Genomic DNA, 15,371 nt, shown 5'->3' with positions numbered 1-15,371 from the left:
CTCAAGCCGCGCCGCGCTGCAGCGCCTCGCACACCGCCGTGGACTCCCTGACCCCGAGTTCCACCGAGCGCCCGCAATGGGCGATCCACGCAGCCATGCCCTCCGGGCTCCCCGAGAGATACCCCTCGAACGCCGCCACGTATGCAGCTCGGCCCTGCTCGGCATGCCCGACCTCAGCAGGACAGATCGACTTGGGATCGAGGCCACTGCCGATCAGCACGACCCGTTCGGCGGTCCGGGCCACCAGGCCGTTGTGCGACCCGAAGGGCCGCAGGGCCAGAAGCTCACCGTGCACGACGGCGGCCATGACCAGCGCGGGCGCCGCGCTGCCGTCGATGATCAGCCGCGACAGCCCCTCGAGCCGCCCGGACACCTCGTCGGCACTCGGGAGAGGCGCTTCGATCAACGGCTCGTCGACGCGCTCACCGGCCAGCCGAGGCCGTCCGACCGCATCGTCCGGAGTCACTCCGCCTGCCGCAACCAGGTGCAGCCGAGCCAGAACACGAAGCGGTGACTGACGCCAGATGGAGAGCAGCTGCCCCGCTTCAGCGGTGAGCCGCAGCGCGGCACCCACGGTGCGAGCTTCGCCGTCACCACTGAAGTCAGTGCGCCTGCGCACCTCCTCGAGATTCCAGTCGGCGCCCGAGAGCGCCGCGGAACCCCTGGCGCCGCGCAGGGCGGCCTCCGCGGTGACCTCATTGCTGCGCCGCCGCATGACCCGGTGACCGTAGACCCGGTCCACAGCCTTGCGCACGGAGTCCACCGCGTCGCCGACCCCGGGCAGGGCACCGAGAGCGGCAAGCGGGTCCGAGGAAGTCGTACTCATAAGTAGGGAGGCTACGCGTCCGCCACACGAATACGGCCCACGAGTGGTCATTTTCACGAACCATGACAGCGCTGAGCGATGGAGCGGCTACCCTAGGTGAACATGAAGATCGCTTTCGTAGGGAAGGGCGGCAGCGGGAAGACGACGCTGTCCTCGCTCTTCATCCGCCATCTCGCCGCCAATGAAGCACATGTCATCGCGGTGGACGCCGACATCAACCAGCATCTCGGGGCCGCGCTCGGTCTCGACGAGGAGGAAGCCGCCGCACTGCCGGCCATGGGCGCCCAGCTGCCCCTCATCAAGGACTACCTCCGGGGGAGCAACCCCCGCATCGCGTCCGCGGCAACGATGATCAAGACCACGCCTCCCGGCGAGGGGTCCCGGCTGCTGCGGGTCCGTGAGGACAACCCGGTCTACGACGCCTGCGCCCGCCCGGTCCGTCTCGACGACGGCGACATCCGGCTGATGGCCACCGGTCCCTTCACCGAGTCCGATCTGGGCGTTGCCTGCTATCACTCCAAGGTCGGGGCGGTCGAGCTCTGCCTCAACCATCTGGTCGACGGCCCGGACGAGTACGTGGTGGTCGACATGACGGCGGGGTCGGACTCGTTCGCGTCAGGGATGTTCACCCGTTTCGACATGACCTTCCTGGTGGCCGAACCGACCAGGAAGGGCGTTTCCGTCTACCGCCAGTACAAGGAGTACGCCCGGGACTTCGATGTCGCTCTGAAGGTGGTGGGCAACAAGGTGCACGGCCCGGACGACCTCGACTTCCTGCGCGCCGAGGTCGGCGAGGATCTGCTGGTCGGCATCGGCCATTCGGACTGGGTACGGACGATGGAGAAAGGCCGGCCGGCGCCCTTCGACCTTCTGGAGGCGGACAACCGGATGGCGCTGCAGTCCCTGCAGGACGTCGCGGAGGATTCGTACGAACTGCGCGACTGGGAGCGCTATACGCGGCAGATGGTGCACTTCCACCTGAAGAACGCGGAAAGCTGGGGCAACGAGAAGACGGGTGCCGACCTGGCTGCCCAGGTCGACCCCGCCTTTGTCCTGCACGAGCACTCCGCCGCAGCGGGCGCAGCCCAGCCGGCCTGAATCCCGCGGGCGGCGTCGGGGGTGATTCCTACTCCGCGCCGCTGCCTGCCCCCTGGCCTGCCGGCTGATCCGCCGGCCTGGCAGGCACAGGGCTGCTCGCCGACTTGCCCGGAGCCGTCCCCGCCAGGAAGGCCGGCCATCCGGGCTTCGGCGCCTGGCCCACCTTCAGCGTCCCGAGCTTGGCGAGCGTCGCCGGGTCCTGTGCGTCGAGCCAGTCGGCGAGCTGACGGAAGGACACGCACTGCACATCCTGCTGGGTGCACACGGTTTTGATCGTTTCCTCGACGGCGCGCATATAGGTGCCGCCGTTCCAGGATTCGAAGTGGTTACCGATGATCAGCGGTGCGCGATTGCCGTTGTAGGCGCGGTCGAACGCCTGGAGCAGACCGTCCCGCATCTGGTTGCCCCAGTAGGTGTGGCGGCCCGGGTCGCCCTGGGTCGTCGTACCGGACTGGTTGAACATGAAGTTGTAGTCCATCGAGAGCGTTTCGAACGCGCGTCCCGGCACCGGGACGAGCTGCAGGGGAAGATCCCAGAGTCCGTCCTTCTTCGTGGGCCAGACCTGGTTGCCGACGCCGCTGGAGTCGTAGCGGAACCCCATGGTCCGCGCTGCCGCGACCATGTTCTTCTGGCCCTCGAGGCACGGTGTGCGGGCCCCGATCAGTTCCTTGTCGTAGTCGAAGGGCAACGGAGCCTCCGCCTTGAGCGTCGGAGCGTTGGTCTTCCAGCCCTTCACGAACTCCTTCGCCTGGCTGATCTCGCTCTTCCACTCCTCGACCGACCAGGTACCGACACCGCCGTCCGGCCCGCAGAAGTGCCCGTTGAAGTGGGTGCCGATCTCGTTTCCGTCCAGCCAGGCCGCACGCAACTCCTTCAGGGTGGCGCGGATCCCCTCGGTGTCGTTGAAGCCGATGTCGGAGCGGCCCGCTGAATGCTGCGGGGGGTCGTACAGTGCCTTCTTCTCCTCCGGCAGGAGGTAGACCCCGCTGAGGAAGTACGTCATCTTCGCGTCGTACTTCTTGGCGACCGCGCGGAAGTGCGAGAACAGCTTCTGGCTGTCCTCGCCGGCGCCGTCCCAGGAGAACACCACGAACTGCGGCGGTTTCTGCCCGGGCTTCAGGCGCTTGACCGCGGGAAGCTTCGGCTGGGCGCCGGTGAACGCGGTGGAACCGTCACCGATGAGCTTGACCGCCCCCTTGGGCGCCGCCGCCGGAGAGTTCCCCTCCGCGCCAGGGGTCTGCTTCTTTCCGGGCCCGGGGCCGGCGACCCCCGCGTCCGGACCCGAGCAGCCGGCCAGGCCGGCGATCAGCGCCGTGACCACGGCACCCAGGGCGATCCGCTTCGTGGCGGCCATCATCCGTCCACCCTCTTCCTTGCAGGAGTCGTGCGTTGAAGTGCCGACGCGGCGCGGTCAACGTCACACGCAGCCCTGCTGGAACCAGTACGACAAGCCGGATGAAAAGCTGCTTATTCACTTCAAAGAGTGACTCACTGGGCTATTTGCTCGAAAGCATGGACACCCTTCTTTACTCTCCATTACGATTCGTTTACGGAGAGTTGAGAAATCCCGCCGTATCACCCCACCGCCGCACGCCGTGAACCACGGCCGCCGTCACTCACATACCGCGACCGCGCTGCCCCGGAGGAGACGGGAACATGTCTGCCTGCGTCCCAACCCGCAATGACCACTCGCCCCGCAGTTCACGCCCGCCCCGCGCCTCGGGGGTCAAGCGGCCGCACAGTCCGCCGTCCCCGCCGGGCCGAGGACGTTTCCGCGTCTCGGGCGCCGACCTTTCCGCATCGATCACCGTCTTCCTGATCGCCGTCCCCATGTCGCTCGGGCTCGCCGTCGCCATGGACGCGCCCCTGGCAGCCGGACTCGTCTCGGCGGCGATCGGCGGCATCGTCGCCGGGCTGCTCGGCGGCACACCTCTTCAGGTGAGCGGCCCGTCGGCCGGCCTCACCGTCGTCACGGCCGAGCTGATCCAGATCTACGGCTGGCGCACCACGTGCGCCATCACCATCGGCGCGGGCCTGCTGCAGATTCTGCTGGGATCGCTGAGAGCCGCACGCAGCGCTCTCGCCGTCAGCCCCGCGATCGTCCACGGCACGCTCGCCGGGATCGGGGTGGCCATCGCGCTCGCCCAGTTGCACATCGTGCTGGGCGAGGCGCCTCGGAGCTCGGCTCTCGACAACGTCCTCGCACTGCCCTCGCACTTGGAGCAGTTCAGCCCGGCGGCACCCTTCATCGGGGCTCTCACCATCACCCTTCTGGTGCTGTGGCCCCGACTGCCCGGTCGGGTGGGAGCGGCGCTGCGCAAAATCCCCGCCGCCCTCGCCGCCGTGGCCGTAGCGACGGCTGTGGCCGCCGTGGCCACACCCGGGATCGCCAGGGTGGATCTTCCTTCCTGGCACTCGCACGCCCTGCCCGAGATGCCGCAGGGCCCCGTGGCCGCCCTCGCAGCGGCCGTCCTGACCGTCACGCTCGTGGCCAGCCTGGAATCCCTGCTCGCCGCGGTCTCCGTGGACAAGCTGGCAGCCGATCGAGCCGCAGCCCCCTCCAGGAACGGCCGCAAGGCGCCGGCACCCGTCAAGCGCTCGGACCTCGACCGGGAACTGCGCGCTCAGGGCGTAGGCAACGCACTGTCCGGATTGGCCGGAGGGCTGGCCATCTCCGGCGGAGCGGTGCGCAGTTCCGCGAATGTGCGGGCCGGCGCGGAAAGCCGGGCGGCCACCGTGCTGCACGGCCTCTGGGTGCTCCTCGCGGCCGCACTGCTGGTCACGGTCCTGGAATGGATCCCCTTGGCGGCGCTCGCCGCGCTGGTGATGGTGGTCGGCGTGCAGATGGTCAGCTTCGCCCACATCCGCAAGGTGCACCGGCACCGCGAATTCCTGGTGTACGGCGCCACCATCAGCGGCGTTCTCCTTGTGGGGGTGCTCGAGGGTGTGGCGATCGGCATCGTCGTGGCGGTCGCCGTCGCCCTGCACCGACTGGCCCGCACCAGGATCACGGTGACGGAGCAGGACGACCGTTACCTGGTGACCGCTCGCGGGCAGCTGACCTTCCTGGCCGTCCCGCGCCTCAGCCGCGTGCTCGGCCGACTCCCGCAAGGCGTACACGCCGTGGTCGAGTTGGACGGCTTCTTCATGGACCACGCGGCCTACGAGGCCATCCAGGACTGGTATGCGGCGCAGACCGCCGCGGGGGGCCAGATCGAATTCACGGGACGTTCCGGAGGCCGGATCGCCGAGCCCGCATCGGCGGCGCATTCCTGCTGTCGCCCGTGGACCCCATGGCGTAACCATCACTGCCACGACCGCGTGCAGGACGCCGCCCCGGCCACCGCCGGCCCCGCCTCTCACACCGTGGCACCGACGGCCCCTGTCACGGTGGCGGGCTCCATGGGTGAGCGACAGGGCGCCCATCGACTCCTCAGCGGCCTCAGCTCGTTCCAGCGCACCACCGCGCCGCTGGTCCGGGAAGAACTGGCCCGGCTGGCTGCCGAGGGGCAGCGGCCTTCCCAGCTGTTCCTCACCTGTGCCGACTCCCGCCTGGTCACCAGCATGATCACGGCAAGCGGCCCCGGCGACCTCTTCACCGTACGTAACGTCGGCAATCTCGTTCCCCCGCCAGGCACCGGAGGGGATGCGGGGGGCGACGACTCGGTGGCCGCCGCCATCGAATACGCGGTGGACGTGTTGCAGGTCGAATCGATCACCGTCTGCGGCCACTCCGGATGCGGAGCCATGCAGGCCCTGCTGGGGGCCGCGCCGGAGACTCCCGGGACACCGCTCTGGCGCTGGCTGCGGCACGGCCTCCCGAGTCTGGAGCGCATGCGCTCCAAGCATCACTCCTGGGCCCGCATCGCCGGACGCCTGCCCGCCGACGCGGTGGAACAGCTCTGTCTGACCAATGTGGTCCAGCAGTTGGAGCACCTTCGCGCGCACGACGCGGTGGCTCGCCGGCTCGCAGCGGGCACACTGCAACTGCACGGTATGTACTTCCATGTCGGGGAAGCCCAGGCATACCTGCTGACCGAGGGCGTCAGTTCGGGGACCGGCCCCGACGAAGTCTTCGCCAGGGTCGCTCCCGAGGCGGTGTGGAGTGCCGCTCCCAGCGCCGAGGCCCTGCACGTCACCGCCGACTCCCCCGTGGGCGCCTGAACCGCTCACACCCCCGGTCCGTGAGACCTTGTGGTCCCGCTCTCGCATCGCACACCGCTGCTCGCGGGAGCGGGCCGTGTGACTCCGTAACACGAGGAACAGGTCTAAACCAATTCCCGGCAGACACTTGTCACCTGGCCTGCGGCCTGATGAGCTGTCCCCCGGGACACAACGGACACCCTGGGAATGGGAGATGTCGTGAGCAACGAAAGCCTGGCCAATCTGCTCAAGGAGGAGCGGCGGTTCGCACCGCCTGCCGATCTGGCCGCGAACGCCAACGTGACCGTGGAGGCGTACGAGCAGGCCAAGGCGGACCGGCTGGGCTTCTGGGCCGAGCAGGCCCGCCGCCTGACCTGGGCCACCGAGCCGACCGAAACGCTCGACTGGAGCAACCCGCCCTTCGCGAAGTGGTTCGCGGACGGCGAACTCAACGTCGCGTACAACTGCGTGGACCGCCACGTCGAGGCGGGCAACGGCGACCGGGTCGCCATCCACTTCGAGGGCGAGCCCGGCGACAGCCGCGCGATCACCTACGCCGAGCTGAAGGACGAGGTCTCCCGCGCGGCCAACGCCCTCACCGAGCTCGGAGTCGGCAAGGGAGACCGGGTCGCCGTCTACCTGCCGATGATCCCGGAGGCGGCCGTAGCGATGCTGGCGTGCGCCCGGATCGGCGCCGCTCACTCGGTGGTCTTCGGCGGATTCTCGGCGGACGCCATCGCCGCCCGCATCCAGGACGCCGACGCCAAGGTCGTCATCACCTCCGACGGCGGCTACCGCCGAGGTAAGCCCTCCGCGCTCAAGCCCGCGGTGGACGACGCGGTCTCCCGTATCGACAGCGTCGAGCACGTCCTGGTGGTGCGGCGCACCGGACAGGACACCGCGTGGACCGAGGGCAGGGACGTCTGGTGGCACGAGATCACCGCCAGGCAGTCGACGGAACACACCCCCGAGGCCTTCGAGGCCGAGCAGCCTCTCTTCATCCTCTACACGTCGGGAACCACGGGTAAGCCCAAGGGCATCCTGCACACCTCCGGTGGCTACCTCACCCAGGCGGCGTACACCCATCACGCCGTCTTCGACCTCAAGCCCGAGACCGACGTGTACTGGTGCACCGCCGACATCGGCTGGGTGACCGGGCACTCGTACATCGTCTACGGCCCCCTGGCCAACGGTGCGACCCAGGTGATGTACGAGGGCACTCCTGACACGCCCCACCAGGGGCGCTTCTGGGAGATCGTCCAGAAGTACGGCGTCACGATCCTCTACACCGCGCCGACGGCGATCCGGACGTTCATGAAGTGGGGAGACGACATCCCCGCCAAGTTCGACCTGTCGTCGCTGCGTGTCCTCGGTTCGGTCGGCGAGCCGATCAACCCCGAGGCCTGGATGTGGTACCGCAAGCACATCGGCGCCGACAAGTGCCCCATCGTGGACACCTGGTGGCAGACGGAGACCGGCGCGATGATGATCTCGCCGCTCCCCGGGGTGACGGAGACGAAGCCGGGTTCGGCGCAGCGGGCGCTGCCCGGTATCTCTGCCACCGTCGTCGACGACGAGGCCCGCGAGGTCCCGAACGGAGGGGGCGGTTATCTGGTCCTCACCGAGCCGTGGCCGTCGATGCTCCGCACCATCTGGGGCGACGACCAGCGCTTCATCGACACCTACTGGTCGCGCTTCGAGGGCAAGTACTTCGCCGGCGACGGCGCCAAGAAGGACGAGGACGGCGACGTCTGGCTGCTCGGCCGGGTCGACGACGTCATGCTCGTCTCCGGGCACAACATCTCGACCACCGAGGTGGAGTCGGCCCTCGTGTCGCACCCGGCGGTCGCCGAGGCAGCCGTGGTCGGTGCCAACGACGAGACGACCGGCCAGGCCATCGTCGCCTTCGTGATACTGCGCGGCACCGCCACCGCCTCCGACGAGCTCGTCGCAGAGCTGCGCAACCACGTCGGCACCACGCTCGGGCCGATCGCGAAGCCCAAGCGGGTCCTCCCGGTGGCAGAACTGCCGAAGACCCGGTCGGGCAAGATCATGCGCCGTCTGCTGCGTGATGTCGCCGAGAACCGTGAGCTGGGTGATGTCACGACGCTCACCGACTCCTCGGTCATGTCCCTCATCCAGACGCAGCTGCCTGCCGCGTCCTCCGAGGACTGACACGACTGCGGCCACCGCACGGCACCGAGGGGCATCCGGCAGGACCGGATGCCCCTCCGGGCGCCTCGGGAACAACGGCAAGCTCCGCACTCCGGAACAACGGCGAGCTCCGCACGCCACCGGGCGGTGGGCACCGGATCGGGATAGCGTGTCGACACCCCAGGTAGAGTGGTGGTTTCGTCGACGGAGCACGTGATGCGGAGCGAGAGCGGCCGAGCACGTAGGACGAGCCGTCAGTACGGGCACATCGCACAGGCACGTGCGCACCAGCACGGTAGGAGGCCGGGGCGGGCGCCTCTGACGGGACCCTCCAGGCGGGACAACCACATAGGACATCTCCACAGGGGCGCCGGGAAGTCTGGTCGGCATGCGAATTCGCCATGCCGTCAATGCCGTAACCCGACCCGGAGGTCTCTCCCCGTGGCCACGCCCGCCCCCTCGTCCGACAACCGCGGCACTCTCTTCGGCCGACTGCCCCTGCCCGAGCGGAACTACGTCGCCGATGCCCTGCGTACCGAGACGGTCGGCGGAGTCATCCTGCTGGTTGCGGCCGTAGCCGCGCTGGTCTGGGCGAACGTAGCCGGTTCGAGCTACGCGGCCGTCAGCCACTTCCACTTCGGCCCCGAGGCGCTGGGACTCGACCTCTCGGTGGCCCATTGGGCGGCGGACGGGCTGCTCGCCGTCTTCTTCTTCGTCGCGGGCGTCGAACTCAAGCGTGAACTGGTCGCCGGCGAACTCCGTGACCCCCGAGCGGCAGCCCTGCCCGTTGCCGCGGCGCTCTGCGGCATGGCCGTGCCCGCCCTCGTCTACACGCTGACCGCAGTGCTCGGAGGGGGGTCCACAGACGGCTGGGCGGTCCCCACCGCCACCGACATCGCCTTCGCCCTCGCCGTGCTCGCGGTCATCGGAACCTCGCTGCCGGCGGCGCTGAGGGCCTTCCTGCTCACGCTCGCCGTGGTGGACGACCTCTTCGCCATCCTGATCATCGCCGTCTTCTTCACCGAGGAGATCGACTTCCTGGCGCTCGGCGGAGCCTTCGCCTGCCTGGCCGTGTTCTACGTGCTGCTGCGTTCCGGGGTGAAGGGCTGGTACATCCACGTCCCGCTCGCGCTGGTCATCTGGGGTCTGATGTACAACAGCGGCGTCCACGCGACGATCGCCGGTGTAGCCATGGGCCTCATGCTGCGCTGCACCAGGCGCGAAGGCGAGACGCGCTCCCCGGGCGAACACATCGAGCACCTGGTACGTCCTCTGTCGGCGGGCGTCGCGGTTCCGTTGTTCGCACTCTTCTCTGCCGGTGTCACCCTCAAGGGGGATGCCCTGGCCGGCGTTTTCGAGCGGCCCGAGACGCTCGGGGTGGTTCTCGGTCTGGTGGCGGGCAAGACCATCGGCGTCTTCGGCGGCACCTGGATCGTCACCCGCTTCACCAGGGCCCGACTCAACAAGGATCTGGCCTGGGCGGACGTCTTCGCGGTGGCCACGCTGGCCGGTATCGGGTTCACCGTTTCCCTGCTCATCGGAGAGCTCGCCTTCGCCGGCGACGAGGACATGATCAACGAGGTCAAGGCCGCGGTCCTCGTCGGTTCCCTGATTGCAGCCGTACTCTCCGGTGTACTGCTCAAACTGCGGGTACGCAGATACAGGGCGCTGTACGCGGCCGAGGAGCTCGACGCGGACGCGTCCGGGGTTCCCGACATCTACGAGCAGGACGACCCGGAGTACCACCTGCGGATGGCAGCGATCCACGAGAGGAAGGCTGCCGAGCACCGCCGCCTTGCCGAACGGGCGGGGGCAGCGAGCAGCAAGCCGGACAGTCCGGCATGATCTGACATCGGATGTACGGAAGAGGAGAGGGAGTCAGGGATGAGCGACCCCGGCAACTACACGGGCACCTATGCGGGCAGCACCGACCGCAGTCTCGGACAGTTGTTCGCTTCGGCGACCGCCGAGATGTCCGCGCTGGTACATGACGAGATCGCCCTGGCGAAGGCCGAGGTCCGCCAGGACGTGAAGCGCGGCGTGATCGGCAGCGTGGCGTTCATCGTCACAGGTGTGCTGATCCTGTTCGCGATCCCCGTGCTGAGCTTCGCGGCCGCGTACGGCATCCACAACCTCGGGCTCGGACTCGCCTGGTCGTTCCTGATCGTGGGCGGTGCGTTCATCCTGCTGGGCATCCTGCTGGCCCTGTTCGGGCTGGCCAAGTTCAAGAAGGTCAAGCCGCCGGAGAAGTCCATCGCCTCGGCCAAGCAGAGCGCCGCGGTCCTTCAGGGCGTCAAGCCGCACCCCCGCCCGGCCGTCACCGCTGTCACGATCGAGCGGGCACAGGGCAGCTCACTCGCGGACAAGGCCATCGAGAACCGCCCTGTCCAGGACAAGGCGGTCTCTGTGACACGCTCATCCACATGACCGACCTTGATTACAGCGCATCCGGCCCGGTAGGGCCGTTGGGACCGGCGGCCGGTTCCGGCGGCCCCGTCCGCCTGGACGGGCCCTGGACCCACCGCGACGTGGCAGCCAACGGCGCGCGGTTCCACATCGCCGAAATGGGCGACGGGCCGCTGGTGCTGCTGTTGCACGGTTTCCCGCAGTTCTGGTGGACCTGGCGCCATCAGCTGACCGCCCTGGCGGATGCCGGGTACCGCGCGGTCGCGATGGACCTTCGCGGAGTCGGCGGCAGCGACCGTACGCCCCGGGGGTACGACCCCGCCAACCTGGCGCTCGACGTCACCGGCGTCATCCGCTCGCTCGGGGAGCCCGACGCGGCGCTGGTCGGCCACGACATGGGCGGGTACCTCGCCTGGACGGCCGCCGTGATGCGTCCGAAACTGGTGCGGCGGCTCGTGGTGTCCTCGATGCCGCATCCGCGCCGCTGGCGTTCCTCGATGCTCTCCGACTTCGCACAGTCCCGGGCCGGCTCGCACGTCTGGGGATTCCAGCGGCCCTGGGTCCCCGAGCGCCAGCTCGTCGCGGACGACGCGGCCCTGGTGGCCCGGCTGATCCGCGACTGGTCAGGGCCCCGTACCCCCGACTTCCCCGACGACAAGACCGTGGACGTCTACCGGCGCGCGATGTGCATCCCGTCGACCGCGCACTGCTCGATCGAGCCCTACCGCTGGATGGTCCGCTCGCTCGCCCGCCCCGACGGCGTCCAGTTCAACCGGCGGATGAAGCGGCCCGTGCGGGTACCGACGCTGCATCTCCACGGATCACTCGATCCGGCGATCCGGACGCGCAGTTCCGCGGGGTCGGGTGAGTATGTCGAGGCACCGTACCGGTGGCGACTTTTCGACGGTCTCGGCCACTTCCCCCACGAGGAGGATCCGGTCGGGTTCTCGACCGAACTCATCAACTGGCTCAAGGATCCTGAGCCCGATCGGTAGTCGCGGGCACAGATTTCCGACGAACAGCCAATTGCCTGCCGCATAAGCCAATTGGCTGACTCGCACGCGATTACCGACCTTGGGTCACGGGCAGACGTCGGGGTATGGGCTGGACGCGCGACTTCAATGACGCAGCACGCAACCGACGCTCGACCGCTCCCGCTGGTCCGAGCGGTCACGAGGGGGGCGGCTCTCCGAGCCGGGTGCACGATATGAGTGATTTCCATGAGCTGCGGTTGGGCATTCCGCGCATCCTCCACCGCCGGGCCCGCTGGGTGTCGGCACGGCTGCGCCATCCCCGCGCCGACCGCTCCTGACCCGGCAGCCTGACCTGGTTGATCCTGGAATCGCTGACCGGTACACCGCATGAGAGGCCCCGGACTCCAAGGCCCGCCGGCCTCCCGTGCGCACACAGTTCGCGAGCCCAGGAAGCCGCACGAGCCCGCAACGGGCGCGCATGAGCCCGTCGCACCACCAGACCGCGAACCGCGTGAGACCGCGGGGCCGCCAGGCTCCGCCACCCACATGAGCCCGCGGGGCCGGAAGGCTCCGCGGGCCCGTCATGCGGCAGAAGCCCTCAGAGCGCACAGCCCTGGCTGTCGACCTGCTGGACGCTGGACCTGCCGAGCTCGATGTCCTGGCGGATCTCGTCCGCCGTCAGGGCGTAACCCGTGTCCGGGTCGTCGAGCGACTTGGCGAACACCACTCCGTACACCTTGCCGTCCGGGGTGAGCAGGGGGCCGCCGGAATTGCCCTGGCGGACGGTCGCGTACAGCGAGTACACATCACGCCGCACGGTGCCCCGGTGGTAGATGTCCGGCCCGTTGGCGTCGATGCGCCCACGGATGCGGGCGGAGCGTACGTCGTAGGCGCCGTTCTCGGGGAACCCGGCGACGATGGCACTGTCACCGCTCTCCGCGTCGCTGTCGGAGTCGGTGAAACGCAGCGGCTGGGCGTCGAGGTCCGGGACGTCCAGTACGGCGATGTCCCGCTGCCAGTCGTAGAGGACGACCTTCGCGTCGTACAGCCGTCCCTCGCCGCCGATCTGGACGGTCGGCTCGTCGACGCCGCCCACCACGTGGGCGTTGGTCATCACGCGACGGTCGGAGAAGACGAATCCGGTGCCTTCGAGGACCTTGCCGCAACCCGGCGCCATGCCGACGACCTTGACGATCGACTTCTTCGCGCGGGCCGCGACAGGGCTGCCGACCAGGGCGGGGTCAGGGGGCTCGACCTCGGTGATGGGCTCGTTGGCGAACGGGCTGAAGACCTGCGGGAAGCCGTTCTGCGCGAGAACCGAGGAGAAGTCCGTGAACCAGTTGGATGCCTGATCGGGCATCACCCTGGAGACCCCGAGCAGCACCGAGGAGTTACGGACCTCCTTGCCCAGCGTCGGGAGGGACGTGCCCGCCAGCGCTGAACCGATCAGCCAGGCGACCAGGAGCATGGCCACCACGTTGACCAGGGAACCGCCGGTGGCGTCCAGTGCGCGCGCCGGCGACCACGTGATGTAGCGGCGGAGTCTGTTGCCGAGATGGGTGGTGAAGGCCTGGCCCACGGAGGCGCACACGATCACGATCACGACCGCGACGATGGCGGCGGTGGAGGAGACTTCCGATCCGTCGGTCAGCTGGTCCCAGATGACCGGCAGCAGGTAGACGGCCACGAGGCCGCCACCCAGGAAGCCGATCACGGACAGGATGCCGACGACGAATCCCTGGCGGTACCCGATGACCGCGAACCACACGGCGCCGACGAGCAGCAGGATGTCCAGCACGTTCACCGTCTATAGCCTCGCAGATTCGTCACCTGGCCCGTCCGGTTCGACGGGGTCCGGGCCAGGCCCGGAACAGCGCAGCACGGGAGTCAGCCTGTCATGCGCGCCAGTCGAGCGGCACCTGCCTGGTCCTGTCCCAGGGGCGTTCCCACCCCGCGTAGTGCACAATCCTGTCGATCACGCCGGCTGTGAATCCCCACACCAAGGCGGACTCGACCAGGAACGCCGGGCCTTGATGGCCGCTGGGGTGCACTGCCGTCGCTCGGTTGGCCGGATCCGTGAGATCCGCCACGGCGGCCGTGAAGACCCGGGCGGTCTCTGCCGGATCGACGACTCCCACGGGGCTCGGTGTCCGCCACCAGCCGAGGACGGGGGTGACGACGAAGCTGCTCACCGGGATGTAGAGCCGGGGCAGGACGCCGAAGAGCTGGACGCCGCTCGGATCGAGTCCGGTCTCCTCCTCGGCCTCCCGCAGGGCGGCTCTGAGCGGCCCTGTGGTGGTGTGGTCGCCGTCCTCGGGATCGAGGGAACCTCCTGGGAAGGACGGCTGGCCGGGGTGGGAGCGCAGGGAACCGGCACGCTCCATCAAAAGCAGCTCCGGGCCCCGCTCACCCTCACCGAAGAGGACCAGGACGGCGGACTGGCGTCCGGCGCCGTTCTCCGGCGGCAGGAAGCGACTCAGCTGCTGGGCTCTGACGGTGCGTGCCGCCCGGGCGACCGGCTCCAGCCAGGAGGGCAGCCCTTCGGCGGAGACGGTGATGGCGCTGTCCAGCGGGGCGCTTTTTCCTGTGGTGGCCGCGTCGGCCGCGGCCCGTGTGCTTTGTGCGTGCGTCATGGGCACCCCCGTCGTTCCAACGCCTGTCGTCCGCCATTTCGTTCCGCCCGGCTCTTCACGGCGGGCGGAGTTGTCCGTCCGGCTCTTCCGGTGCCCCGCGACGCGCTCCGTACCCGGCGCGGGGCCCGGCGCCACGTCGGGCGGGGGCCGCCGGAGCCGGGGCGGTCTCCGCTCACCCGGCTCCCAGGGGCGGGGCGGGACGGCCCGGGTAGTCCGGGGGCGGGCTGAGACGCTGCCCCGGATAGCCGCCCATCTCGTACTTCAGAAGCTTCTTCGCCTTGTTTGGATCGGTCTCGCCCTCCCCGTAGGCGGGGCAGAGCGAGGCGATCGGGCAGGCCCCACAGGCGGGCTTTCGGGAGTGGCAGATGCGGCGGCCGTGGAAGACCACCCGGTGCGAGAGCATCGTCCACTCGCTCTTGGGGAAGATCGCGGCAACCTCCGCCTCGACCTTCTCCGGATCCTCCTGCTCGGTCCACTTCCACCGGCGGACCAGGCGGCCGAAATGGGTGTCGACCGTGATGCCGGGCACCCCGAACGCGTTGCCGAGGACGACGTTGGCCGTCTTGCGGCCCACCCCGGGCAGCTTCACCAGGTCCGCGAGACGGCCCGGGACCTCACCGCCGAAGTCGTCCCGCAGGGCGGCCGACAGGCCCATGAGGGAACGCGCCTTGGCCCGGAAGAAGCCGGTCGGCCGGATGATCTCCTCGAGTTTCTCGGGGACGGCCGCGGCCATGTCCTCGGGCGTCGGGTACGCGGCGAAGAGGGCGGGGGTGGTCTGGTTGACCCTCAGGTCGGTGGTCTGGGCGGAGAGGACCGTGGCGACCAGGAGCTCGAAGGGATTGCGGAAATCCAGCTCGGGGTGGGCGTACGGATAGACCTCGGCGAGCTCACGGTTGATCCGGCGGGCACGGCGCACCATCGCGAGATGCGACTCCGGCTTCGCGGACCTGCCGGCCGCCGCTCCGGCGGAGGTGGACTTGCCGGCCGCCGCTCCGGCGGAAGTGCGTTTGCCGACCGCCGCTCCGGCGGAGCTGGACGCGCCCTTTTTCCTACTTCGTACACCCTGTTCGCCCACAGCGGAATTCTTGTCTCCCGACACCCCATCAGCCCCCTTGGCCTGTGCTGTCACCGGCGTAC

The 15,371-nt window shown here is 69.1% G+C and carries 12 protein-coding genes; 7 read left to right on the top strand and 5 right to left on the bottom strand.

Annotated features, from left to right (window positions below; genetic code table 11):
• Position 1: 1 nt before the first annotated feature.
• Positions 2 to 826, bottom strand: a complete 825-nt coding sequence (locus ABZY45_RS28430; protein WP_356744359.1) for an oxidoreductase — start codon at positions 824 to 826, stop codon at positions 2 to 4.
• A gap of 102 nt (positions 827 to 928) precedes the next feature.
• Here ABZY45_RS28430 and ABZY45_RS28425 point away from each other — a divergent pair, with 102 nt between their 5' ends.
• The gene (locus ABZY45_RS28425; RefSeq protein ID WP_356744357.1) at positions 929 to 1,924 is read left to right on the top strand and encodes an ATP-binding protein; all 996 of its coding nucleotides are present in this window, start codon (positions 929 to 931) and stop codon (positions 1,922 to 1,924) included.
• A 28-nt stretch (positions 1,925 to 1,952) separates the two neighbouring features.
• Here the strand turns inward: ABZY45_RS28425 and ABZY45_RS28420 are convergent, their stop codons facing one another.
• Positions 1,953 to 3,281: a hypothetical protein gene (locus ABZY45_RS28420; protein WP_356744355.1), complete on the bottom strand. Its 1,329-nt coding sequence runs from the start codon at positions 3,279 to 3,281 to the stop codon at positions 1,953 to 1,955.
• A 299-nt stretch (positions 3,282 to 3,580) separates the two neighbouring features.
• Here ABZY45_RS28420 and ABZY45_RS28415 point away from each other — a divergent pair, with 299 nt between their 5' ends.
• The 6 genes from ABZY45_RS28415 (at position 3,581) to ABZY45_RS28390 (ending at position 11,939) form a co-directional block, all read left to right on the top strand.
• The gene (locus ABZY45_RS28415) at positions 3,581 to 6,088 is read left to right on the top strand and encodes a SulP family inorganic anion transporter (protein ID WP_356744353.1); all 2,508 of its coding nucleotides are present in this window, start codon (positions 3,581 to 3,583) and stop codon (positions 6,086 to 6,088) included.
• A 186-nt stretch (positions 6,089 to 6,274) separates the two neighbouring features.
• Positions 6,275 to 8,242, top strand: coding sequence for an acetate--CoA ligase (acs, locus tag ABZY45_RS28410; protein ID WP_356744351.1), 1,968 nt, complete (start codon positions 6,275 to 6,277; stop codon positions 8,240 to 8,242).
• A 420-nt stretch (positions 8,243 to 8,662) separates the two neighbouring features.
• Positions 8,663 to 10,066: a Na+/H+ antiporter NhaA gene (gene nhaA / locus ABZY45_RS28405; RefSeq protein ID WP_356744349.1), complete on the top strand. Its 1,404-nt coding sequence runs from the start codon at positions 8,663 to 8,665 to the stop codon at positions 10,064 to 10,066.
• 39 nt (positions 10,067 to 10,105) lie between these two features.
• Positions 10,106 to 10,648, top strand: coding sequence for a phage holin family protein (locus ABZY45_RS28400; protein ID WP_356744347.1), 543 nt, complete (start codon positions 10,106 to 10,108; stop codon positions 10,646 to 10,648).
• The gene (locus ABZY45_RS28395; protein WP_356744345.1) at positions 10,645 to 11,622 is read left to right on the top strand and encodes an alpha/beta hydrolase; all 978 of its coding nucleotides are present in this window, start codon (positions 10,645 to 10,647) and stop codon (positions 11,620 to 11,622) included. The genes ABZY45_RS28400 and ABZY45_RS28395 overlap by 4 nt, the downstream gene beginning before the upstream one ends.
• Positions 11,623 to 11,726: 104 nt before the next feature.
• Positions 11,727 to 11,939 (top strand): hypothetical protein, encoded by a 213-nt coding sequence (locus ABZY45_RS28390; protein ID WP_356744343.1) that lies wholly within the window; start codon positions 11,727 to 11,729, stop codon positions 11,937 to 11,939.
• A 260-nt stretch (positions 11,940 to 12,199) separates the two neighbouring features.
• On the opposite strand, the gene ABZY45_RS28385 is transcribed toward ABZY45_RS28390, so the two are convergent.
• From ABZY45_RS28385 to nth, 3 genes are all read right to left on the bottom strand, one after another.
• Positions 12,200 to 13,405: a MarP family serine protease gene (locus ABZY45_RS28385; RefSeq protein ID WP_356744341.1), complete on the bottom strand. Its 1,206-nt coding sequence runs from the start codon at positions 13,403 to 13,405 to the stop codon at positions 12,200 to 12,202.
• A 91-nt stretch (positions 13,406 to 13,496) separates the two neighbouring features.
• Positions 13,497 to 14,234: a CoA pyrophosphatase gene (locus tag ABZY45_RS28380; RefSeq protein ID WP_356744339.1), complete on the bottom strand. Its 738-nt coding sequence runs from the start codon at positions 14,232 to 14,234 to the stop codon at positions 13,497 to 13,499.
• 172 nt (positions 14,235 to 14,406) lie between these two features.
• Complete coding sequence (gene nth, locus ABZY45_RS28375; RefSeq protein ID WP_356744337.1) at positions 14,407 to 15,309, bottom strand: endonuclease III; 903 nt, start codon at positions 15,307 to 15,309, stop codon at positions 14,407 to 14,409.
• Between the last annotated feature and the right edge of the window lie 62 nt (positions 15,310 to 15,371).

The organism is Streptomyces sp. NPDC006516 (assembly GCF_040611875.1).
Classification (GTDB): Bacteria; Actinomycetota; Actinomycetes; order Streptomycetales; family Streptomycetaceae; genus Streptomyces.
Note: the sequence above shows the minus strand (reverse complement) of the source record. Positions and strands in the feature narration are given on the sequence as shown.

Bases quoted from the DNA above. Each gene is read 5' to 3' on its own strand.
- ABZY45_RS28420 (WP_356744355.1), bottom strand. From the start codon at position 3,281: ATGATGGCCGCCACGAAGCGGATCGCCCTGGGTGCCGTGGTCACGGCG.
- ABZY45_RS28380 (WP_356744339.1), bottom strand. From the start codon at position 14,234: ATGACGCACGCACAAAGCACACGGGCCGCGGCCGACGCGGCCACCACA.
- ABZY45_RS28425 (WP_356744357.1), top strand. From the start codon at position 929: ATGAAGATCGCTTTCGTAGGGAAGGGCGGCAGCGGGAAGACGACGCTG.
- acs (WP_356744351.1), top strand. From the start codon at position 6,275: ATGGGAGATGTCGTGAGCAACGAAAGCCTGGCCAATCTGCTCAAGGAG.
- ABZY45_RS28400 (WP_356744347.1), top strand. From the start codon at position 10,106: ATGAGCGACCCCGGCAACTACACGGGCACCTATGCGGGCAGCACCGAC.
- ABZY45_RS28390 (WP_356744343.1), top strand. From the start codon at position 11,727: ATGGGCTGGACGCGCGACTTCAATGACGCAGCACGCAACCGACGCTCG.
- ABZY45_RS28430 (WP_356744359.1), bottom strand. From the start codon at position 826: ATGAGTACGACTTCCTCGGACCCGCTTGCCGCTCTCGGTGCCCTGCCC.
- ABZY45_RS28415 (WP_356744353.1), top strand. From the start codon at position 3,581: ATGTCTGCCTGCGTCCCAACCCGCAATGACCACTCGCCCCGCAGTTCA.
- ABZY45_RS28395 (WP_356744345.1), top strand. From the start codon at position 10,645: ATGACCGACCTTGATTACAGCGCATCCGGCCCGGTAGGGCCGTTGGGA.